Origin of the sequence: Clostridioides sp. ZZV14-6150, from assembly GCF_020657875.1 — a bacterium.
Classification (GTDB): domain Bacteria; phylum Bacillota; class Clostridia; order Peptostreptococcales; family Peptostreptococcaceae; genus Clostridioides.
Genome location: NZ_JAGWDA010000034.1, coordinates 1 through 9,301, shown reverse-complemented (window position 1 = coordinate 9,301; position 9,301 = coordinate 1). Strand labels below are relative to the sequence as shown.

Sequence of the window (9,301 nt, the reverse complement as noted above, 5' to 3'; positions counted from 1 at the left end):
TAACCTACTGTTTAATTTTCAAAGTTCATTTTTCATGTTTGCCCTTTTCTTAAGGACAAGTAATACTATATCACCTTTATTTATCCAAGTCAATATAATTTTTTATTTTTTTTAAGATTTTTAATTTTTCTATGTTTTATCAGCTTAACTCTCATAAATTAATGATAAACAAAAGTCCTTATTTCATAGGACTAATATATATTTTATGCCCAATTTTCCTTTTTATTCTATAATTTAAATTTTTTATTTGTAGTAATACACATTTTTTTAAAATTAATTTACATTTCTTTCACTTGTAATTTTTGTAATCTTGTATTAGATTATTATTAAAAAATGATTTATCAATAATTTGATTGAGAATGACAATTTTTACATATCAAAGTATTATATAAATACTATGCTACATTTTAGGAGGATTTTATTATGAGCAAAAAAGTATTAATCATGTCTGCTTCTACTGGTGGTGGACATAATAGAGCGGCTCTAGCTATTAAAGAAGAACTTACATCCAAAACAATTGACGGAGAGCCTGTTGAATGCGAAATAATAGATAGTTTGAAATTAGTCAATAACATAATGGATAAAATAATTTCAAGAGGATATGAAAAATCTGCCATATATACACCCAAAGCATATGGAAGTGTATATAGATTATCTGAAACAAATCTTTTATCAAAAAATGAATTTAAAGGTAATCTAATAATTACATTTATGGCAAAAAAATTAAAAAAACTCATTAGAAACACAAAACCAGATTTAATTATAGGTACACATCCTTTTCCAATGATTGCTTTAAGCACATTGAAAAAAAATTTTAACTTACATAATAATGAAACAAATGCTTCTACTGATCATTTTTATAAGCATCATACAAGTACTATTAATGTTCCTCCTCTTATTTCTGTATTAACTGATTATACTACTCATTCCACATGGATACAAAATGAGATTGACTACTATATTGTTGGTCATGAGTATGTAAAGGAATTATTAGTATTTGATGGAGTTGAACCTAGTAAAATTAGAACATTTGGAATCCCTGTTGAAAAATCGTTCCATTCTCATAGAGACAAAAGAATTGTTCTTTCTGAACTAAATTTATCTCCTGATAAATTAACTGTTTTACTTATGGGCGGCAGCTTTGGAGCTGGAAATATAAAAGAAACTCTTGATGAGTTATTAGATACAGATAGAGATTTTCAGATACTTGTAATAACTGGCAGAAATGAAAGTTTAAAAGAGAAAATTGAAAAAAAACTTGTATCTCGTTATCATGACAAAAATGTATGTGTACTTGGATATACTGATAAAATGAATGACATTTTAGCTTCTATAGATGTTTTAGTCAGTAAGCCTGGCGGACTTACTACAACTGAAGCACTCTTAAAAGATGTACCCATGATAGTTCCATATTATATACCTGGACAAGAAGAAGAAAATCTTGATTTCTTATCCAATTGTGGTGCAGCACTTAGAACTACAAAGAAATATAATTTATCAATATTATTAAAAGTTTTAATAGATGACTCTAGTAGGCTAGAAATGTTAAAGAAAAATATAAAATCTATAAGAAAGTCAAATTCAGCCCAAAACATAGCTAATTTAGTATTAAGTATAATTTCTGATTAATAAAATAAATAAAATCCCTATAGTGTACCTATTAGGGATTTTTTATCTTCTAATTATTTAATTACTAGATTGGTTCATAAAAATCTTCTTCATAATCATACTGATAGTTTTTATAGTTATTTCTGAATTCAGTGTTTTTATTTCTTGGAGTTTTCTTAGTTTTTTTCTTGTTAGAAAAACTTATATCCTCAAAATCATCATATTTAGGCTTGTCTTTTGATTTCATTTTTTTAACTCTTTTTTCCTTCATTGCATTATGTTCTTCTAAGTTCATAATTGGTTTCATGTTGCACCCCTATCAAAATTTTTAAATGATTTATACAACAAATTATACAATACAGAAGAAATTTATTCAATAAATCTAAATCAAAATTAATCTAAATTTAACTCCAAAAAATTACAAAAATCGAGGTAATAACCTCGATTTTTATATTTCTCTTCTACCTTCCAATGCTTTTGATATTGTAACTTCATCTGCATATTCTAAATCTCCTCCAACAGGAAGACCATGAGCTATCCTAGTAACTTTGATTCCCATTGGCTTTACTAATCTTGCAATATACATAGCTGTGGCTTCTCCTTCAATAGTAGGATTTGTAGCCATTATTATTTCTTTTACATCTTGATTACCAAGCCTTTGTATAAGCTCTTTTATTTTTAACATATCTGGTCCAATACCATCCATTGGAGAAATAACTCCATTTAATACATGATATTGTCCTTTAAATTCTCTTATTCTCTCCATAGCTGCAACATCTCTTGGATCTTCTACCACACATATAGTACTAGAGTCCCTATTCTTATTTGAGCACATACTACATGGGTCTGTATCTGTTATATTGCAACAAATTGAACAATACTTTATCTCTCTTTTTGCGTCTATAATTGCCTTAGATAAAGCCTCCACATCATTAGTATTCATATTAATAATATGAAAAGCCAACCTTTGAGCAGTCTTTCTTCCAACTCCTGGAAGCTTTGAAAATTCTTCTATTAGTCTCGTTATTGGACCTGTATAAACTTGCATAAATATCACCTACTAGAATAACCCTGGTATATTCATACCTCCAGTTACCTTACTCATTTGATTTGCTTGTATATCATCAATATTTCTCAATGCTTGATTTACTGCACTTAAAACTAAATCCTGTAACATTTCTATATCGTCTGGATCAACAACTTCTGGTTTAATAGTTATATCTAAAACTTCTTTTTTACCATTAACTTTTACAGTAACTGCTCCTCCACCAACTGAAGCTTCTACTTCTTTATTTTCTAACTCTTGTTGAGCTTTTTGCATATTTTCTTGCATCTTTTGAGCCTGCTTTAATAAGTTATTCATATTTCCACCACCAGGCATCATTCCGCCTCCAAAACCTTTTTTAGCCATAAACACTATTCCTCCTAAACTTATTTTCATTTTATTATTATATCATAATAGTATTTTATTATTTACTTTCATTTTCATCAATACTATCTTTTATTTCTAGTATTTCTTCGTTTACTATGTTCTTTAGTATCTCTTCACCAATGTCTTTTTTTTCTTTAACTTCAAGATTTATATCTTTGACTTCTGATGACAATACTATTTTTACACTAAAGCTTCTATTTAAAACTTCTCTTATAGTCTTCTCTAGATAATCTATTGTATCTGGGGAGCTTAATCTAGTTTTTGCAAAATCAAATTTATCATCAAATATTACATATAACATGTTAGAATATACATTAAAACTTTTTACCTCACTTAAAAGAGCGTATATTGGCATTTTTTTATCTTTTTTAATTTGTTTAAGTATATTTTTCCATGATGATTCTATAAGTAGAACGTCTTCATTCTTTACCTCTTCATAAACGATGCTTTCTTTTTTTGAATTTATTTCTCTATTATCCTCATATTCATTTTCTTTACCACTATCATTATTTGTAATTTTAAAGCTACCCATTTCAATCATTTTTTCCAAATTCTCAACCCTTTTAATAAGAGCTTCTTTACTTTCATCAAACATTGGCTGAGCAATCTTCATTATAGTTATTTCTACTAAGACTCTTGGATTTGAAGATGATTTTATATCATCTTGAGTTGTTGACAGTATATTTAAAATTCTTATTAAATCATTTATATCTATGTCCTCAGACTGAGATTTAAGTTGCTCTATAGTTTCTTCTGGTAATGAGATTATTTCATCTAGTTCTGATGATACTTTGCAAACCATTAAATTTCTAAAATGGTCTATTAAATCATTTATAAGGTTTCTTATATCTTTCCCCCATAAAACAAATTCATTTAATATTTCAAGAGATTTTTTAGTATCTTGCGCTACAATACATTGAGACAATTCAAATAATTGTTCTATATTCACGCTTCCCATCAACTCAACAACATCTTTATAATCTACTTTATTCTCTCCAAATGATATACACTGGTCTAATATGCTAAGAGCATCTCTAAGTGCTCCTTGAGAATTTCTAGATATCAGATTAAGAGCTTTGTCATCTATGTCAATTCCTTCATCTTCACAAATTTTTTTCATCCTAAGAGTCATATCTTTAACAGTAACTCTTTTAAAATCATATCTTTGGCAACGTGATAAAATAGTTGCAGGTATCTTATGAGGTTCAGTAGTAGCTAATATAAAGATTACATATGAGGGAGGTTCTTCTAATGTCTTTAACAATGCATTAAAAGCTCCTTGAGACAACATATGAACCTCATCTATTATATATACTTTATATTTAGCATTAGCTGGAGAATATTTTACACTTTCTCTAAGTTCTCTTATATCATCTACACTATTATTTGATGCTGCATCTATTTCTACAACATCCATTGTATTATCTTTTAATATTGATTCACATATTTCACACTCATTACAAGGTTCTTCATTTAATTTATTTAAACAATTTACTGCTCTTGAAAAAATTTTTGCAGTAGATGTCTTCCCAGTACCTCTTGTACCACAAAACAAATAGGCATGTCCTATATTATCATTGTATATTTGATTTTTTAAAGTCTTAATAATATGTTCTTGACCAACAACATCATCAAATCTTTGTGGTCTATATGCTCTATATAATGCTTTATGCATCTTTTTACCTCTCTTTAGTAAAATTAATAAAAAAATCCCTCATTATCTAAGGGATTAGTCTTTTATATATTAAATGCTGTACACCATCTATCGACTTAATTCCATAGGCGTTACCAAAACAGTTAGCTCAACTTAGGCACCCCCGCGGCACACAAAAGTGATCACTTACCGCTGCTTCCTTCCGGATCTGACGGGGTTCATGAGCTTTCATTGCGCAGGACCTAAGCATCAACACCACTTATTCAGGGCGGCCCTACAAAAAATAAGCCTTTAGATGGAATTCAATCCTGCTATAGCGGATTGCAGGTTACAGGGCACCGCTACCTCCCCATCTAGTACAGCAAAATTACAACCATATTTAATTACTTTTATTTATTGTTTCTGGCGGAGAGAGTGGGATTTGAACCCACGATACAGTTTTACCCATATACTCGCTTTCCAGGCGAGCGCCTTCGACCACTCGACCATCTCTCCTTAATCTCTTTTTCTTAATGCCTTAAAAAATTCTTGCAATATGATCGAGCATTCTTCTTGCAAAACATCAAAAGCCACTTTTACATTATTATTTTCAAAATAATCTAATTTAAACTCATGCTGTTTCTCTATATATGAATTTTTTATATGTCTTGTCCCTATTATAAGCTTTTTTATTCTAGAATTAACTATTGCACCACTACACATTATGCAAGGCTCTAGTGTAACATATAAATCACAATCTGTCAATCTCCACCCACCTAATTTTTCTGATGCTTGCTTTATCGCTAAAATTTCTGCATGAGCTGTAGAATCTTTCAATGTTTCTGTAAGGTTATGAGCCCTTGCTATTATTTGATTATCTTTAACTATAACAGCACCTATTGGTGTTTCTCTCTTATTATATGCTTTATATGCTTCTTTTAATGCTTCTTTCATATAAAATGAACTTTCCATAATTCCTCCCAAAACTTATAACAAACTTATCTTATCATAATTCATTTTATAATTCAACTTAATTTTATTTTGTTTATTTAATATATTGCTATGCATAGCTACATTTAATTTAAATTAACCTAAAAAAAATTTTCAGAGTCTAATTAAATGTTGATTTATGAAAATATTTAGCTTTTTATGATGAATATTCTATTATATATATTAACATAAAAAAGTTATGAAATTATTAAATCTCATAACTTTTTTTAATTTACTATTTACTTATAGTATATTTTTAATCTTAAAATATATTATCACTTATATAATATTAATACATAATTATTTTATAACATCAACACCCATATAAGGTCTTAATTCTTCTGGAACCATTACAGAGCCATCTGCTTGTTGATAATTTTCTAATATAGCAGCTAAGCATCTTCCTATAGCTAATCCAGAACCATTTAATGTATGAACATATTCTGCTTTTGATTTTTTATCCCTTTTAAATCTTATTCCCGCTCTTCTTGCTTGAAAATCTTCAAAGTTTGAACAAGAAGATATTTCTACATATCTATTATAACTTGGCATCCAAACTTCTAAATCGTATTTAAAAGCAGCTGTAAACCCTAAGTCTCCTGTACATATTCTTACAACTCTATATGGAAGACCTAACATTTGTAACATAGTTTCAGCATCATGAGTTAATGATTCTAATTCCTTATAAGAATCCTCTGGTTTAACAAATTTAACTAATTCAACTTTATTGAATTGATGTTGTCTAACTAAACCTCTTGTATCTCTTCCTGCTGAACCAGCTTCAGATCTAAAGCAAGGAGTATATGCACAATATTTTATTGGAAGTTCTGCAACATCTAATATTTCATTAGCATGTATATTTGTCACAGGTACTTCAGCTGTTGGTATTAAGAAATACTCTAGCCCTTCTATTTTAAACATATCTTCCTCAAATTTAGGAAGTTGACCAGTGCCTATAAAACTATTTCTATTAGCCATAAATGGAGGTAAAACTTCTGTATATCCATGTTTAGCTGTGTGAGTATTTAAGAAGAAATTCATTAAAGATCTTTCTAATCTAGCACCTAGTCCTCTATATAAAGTAAATCTTGAACCAGTTATTTTTCCAGCTGTTTCAAAGTCTAGTATGCCTAAACCAGTTCCTATATCCCAGTGAGCTTTATGTTCAAAATCAAATTTTGTAGGTTCTCCCCAAGTTCTTACTTGAACATTGTCTTCATCTGTTTCACCTTGTGGCACATCTGGATGAGGTACATTTGGAATTCTCATCAATGCATATTCCATTTTTGCTTCAACTTCTTTTACTTTCTCATCAATACCTTTTATCTTGTCTGATAATTCTTTTAATCTTGCTTTTTCCTCTTCTACATCTTTTCCTTCTTTTATTAATTGTGGTATCTTTTTAGAGTTTACATTTAATTCATTTTTCATAACTTCAACTTCTTGAAGTATCTCTCTTCTTTTATTATCTAATTCCACTACAGCATCAAGGTCGAATTCTTTTTCGCCTCTTATTTCCATAGCTTTTTTAATATCATCTAAGTTTTCTCTTATTCTTTTAATATCTAACATATTAATTCCTCCTAATAATTTTTATAATATAAATTAATAATTCCAATTTAAATTAAAATATTTTTAACTTCAAATTCTTAGTTTAAACAAATTTGGAAAATAAAAAAAGACCTCCGTTTACCCTATAAAAGGGACGAAAATCTTTTATCCGCGTTGCCACCCTAATTGATTATACCCATATGTATAATCCTCTCAGACCTGTAACGTAGGTAAACGTCTAGCTTTAACTAGAAGCTCTAGAGTAGATTCAAAAACCATTGTAATGAGTTCTCACCATCCACTCATTCTCTGAATACAACCTGTTTTTTACTATTTTCTTTCAATGCTTTTAACTAATTGTTTTATTTGATAATCATTATATTATATATATTAACATCTTTCAATACTATTATTCAATTTTTTTTTAGAATTTTCTTTAATTTATTATCTTAAGTTTGATTTTTTTGTTTAATTAAAATATTATCTTTTATCCAAAGAATTTAAATTACTTGTGTTACTAAACAATAATGAAGCAGGAATAAATGGAACTTCTATTTTATTTTCATCAAATTTTTTCTTAACTTTTTCCATTACATCAAAATATACATCCCAGTAATCATCAGTTTTAACCCAAGGTCTGGCAACTATTTGCATAGTATTATTACCTATAGAGTTTAAACCTATGATTGGCTTTGGGTCATCTAGTATCCTTTTTTCATTTGTAAAAATTTCATTTAATATAGATTTAACCATATCTATATCGCTATCATAAGAAATATTATACGAAAAATCTATCCTTCTTTTATTTTGATGTGTGTAATTAATTATATTATTACTTGTCAATTGAAAATTTGGTATTATTATAGTTTTATTATCTGGAGTTTTAAGAACAGTACTAAATATTTGTATATCAGAAACTGTACCTTCTACACCTGACCCTTGAATATAATCACCTATATTGAATGGCTTAAAAAACAAAATAATCATGCCTGAGCCTAGATTTGATAATATTTCTTTAAATGCTAATCCTATACTAAATCCAGCCGCTCCTAAGACCGCTACAACTGACGTAGTTTGTATTCCTATAATCCCTAAACTTATCAATGATATGATGGATAGCATTGATATATATATACCATATACAATAAAATTATTTACACCTTTACTCATTCCATATTTAATTAGAAACTTAGAAACCATCTTTCTTACTATCTTAGCTATATAAATACCTATTATAAATATTGTTATTGCATATATAATATTTGGTATATTATCACTGAAATTATTAAGCATATTTTCTAAAGTTCTCTTCGTTATATTACTATTTGTTGAAGTAGTCTTAGCCAATGACAAAAAATTCATTTAACTCCTCCTTATGATAATACTCCACTGTCATCTAATTTTTTTATTATATCTTCAATAGTCTTTTCTTTGAGTGCTTCAATTGTATGAATATGACTACATTCTGTTAAGACTGATAATTGTTTAAACTCATTTGTTTCAACTTTTCTCATAAAATCATCTATATCCATTTTAGAATAAATATTAAGTTCTGCAGTTATTTGACCATATGTTGGATGATTTACAATAACATCTTTTACAATTCCACCTAAATCTACAATAATTCTTAGTTCTTCATAAATTTCTTGGGAATTTTTATGATTTTTACATTTTATTTGTCTGGAAAAGTATGGTTGATTATATATTATATATCCTTGAGGTGTAGCTATTATTTCAAAGCCTTTAGCCCTTATAAGCGCTATATCTTGTACTATTACTTGTCTGCTTACATTTAATAGCTCCGCTAGCACTCCACCTTTTACAGGATGCTTAGATTCCTTTAAAATATCTATTAATTTGTTTCTTCTTTCATTAGAATTCATATTACACCTTCTTTCTAAATCAAAACTTTTTGTCTATATTATATAATTTTATATTTTATCTTAGTATAAATCAATACAGAGTTTATATTCTGTTTAATTTTAGATTTTATGTTTTATGGCGAACAATAAAAAAAGATTACGTGGCTACGTCCTACTCTCCCAGGCAGTTTCCCACCAAGTACCATCAGCGCTAGAGAGCTTAAC

At 28.3% G+C, this 9,301-nt stretch carries 9 protein-coding genes, 1 tRNA gene, 1 other RNA gene and 1 other annotated feature; of the genes, 1 reads left to right on the top strand and 10 read right to left on the bottom strand.

The annotated features are described in order from the left end of the window. Positions 1–423 precede the first annotated feature (423 nt). Positions 424–1,629, top strand: coding sequence for an MGDG synthase family glycosyltransferase (locus KGF41_RS20245; protein WP_227830444.1), 1,206 nt, complete (start codon positions 424–426; stop codon positions 1,627–1,629). Between the two features lie 64 nt (positions 1,630–1,693). Here the strand turns inward: KGF41_RS20245 and KGF41_RS20240 are convergent, their stop codons facing one another. The 10 genes from KGF41_RS20240 to KGF41_RS20195 all read right to left on the bottom strand — a co-directional run bounded on the left by KGF41_RS20240 (position 1,694) and on the right by KGF41_RS20195 (position 9,097). After that, entirely contained in the window at positions 1,694–1,915 is a 222-nt protein-coding gene (locus KGF41_RS20240) for a hypothetical protein (RefSeq protein ID WP_227830445.1), read from the bottom strand. A 141-nt stretch (positions 1,916–2,056) separates the two neighbouring features. After that, positions 2,057–2,656, bottom strand: a complete 600-nt coding sequence (recR, locus tag KGF41_RS20235; RefSeq protein ID WP_227830451.1) for a recombination mediator RecR — start codon at positions 2,654–2,656, stop codon at positions 2,057–2,059. 12 nt (positions 2,657–2,668) lie between these two features. After that, positions 2,669–3,019, bottom strand: a complete 351-nt coding sequence (locus KGF41_RS20230) for a YbaB/EbfC family nucleoid-associated protein (protein ID WP_227437598.1) — start codon at positions 3,017–3,019, stop codon at positions 2,669–2,671. Between the two features lie 58 nt (positions 3,020–3,077). Next, complete coding sequence (dnaX, locus tag KGF41_RS20225; protein ID WP_227830446.1) at positions 3,078–4,715, bottom strand: DNA polymerase III subunit gamma/tau; 1,638 nt, start codon at positions 4,713–4,715, stop codon at positions 3,078–3,080. A 76-nt stretch (positions 4,716–4,791) separates the two neighbouring features. Then, positions 4,792–5,056: signal recognition particle sRNA large type (gene ffs / locus KGF41_RS20220), an RNA gene on the bottom strand. Between the two features lie 41 nt (positions 5,057–5,097). Beyond that, positions 5,098–5,189 (bottom strand) — tRNA-Ser (locus KGF41_RS20215). Beyond that, a complete protein-coding gene (locus KGF41_RS20210) occupies positions 5,190–5,645 on the bottom strand; it encodes a nucleoside deaminase (RefSeq protein WP_227830447.1) in 456 nt (151 codons plus the stop codon). A 318-nt stretch (positions 5,646–5,963) separates the two neighbouring features. After that, a complete protein-coding gene (gene serS, locus KGF41_RS20205) occupies positions 5,964–7,235 on the bottom strand; it encodes a serine--tRNA ligase (RefSeq protein WP_227830448.1) in 1,272 nt (423 codons plus the stop codon). A gap of 126 nt (positions 7,236–7,361) precedes the next feature. Continuing rightward, positions 7,362–7,567: a binding site (T-box leader), on the bottom strand. A 127-nt stretch (positions 7,568–7,694) separates the two neighbouring features. Further along, on the bottom strand, positions 7,695–8,576 hold the full coding sequence (locus tag KGF41_RS20200; protein ID WP_227830449.1) for a mechanosensitive ion channel family protein: 882 nt from the start codon (positions 8,574–8,576) through the stop codon (positions 7,695–7,697). 11 nt (positions 8,577–8,587) lie between these two features. Continuing rightward, complete coding sequence (locus KGF41_RS20195; RefSeq protein WP_227830450.1) at positions 8,588–9,097, bottom strand: transcription repressor NadR; 510 nt, start codon at positions 9,095–9,097, stop codon at positions 8,588–8,590. Positions 9,098–9,301: the final 204 nt, after the last annotated feature.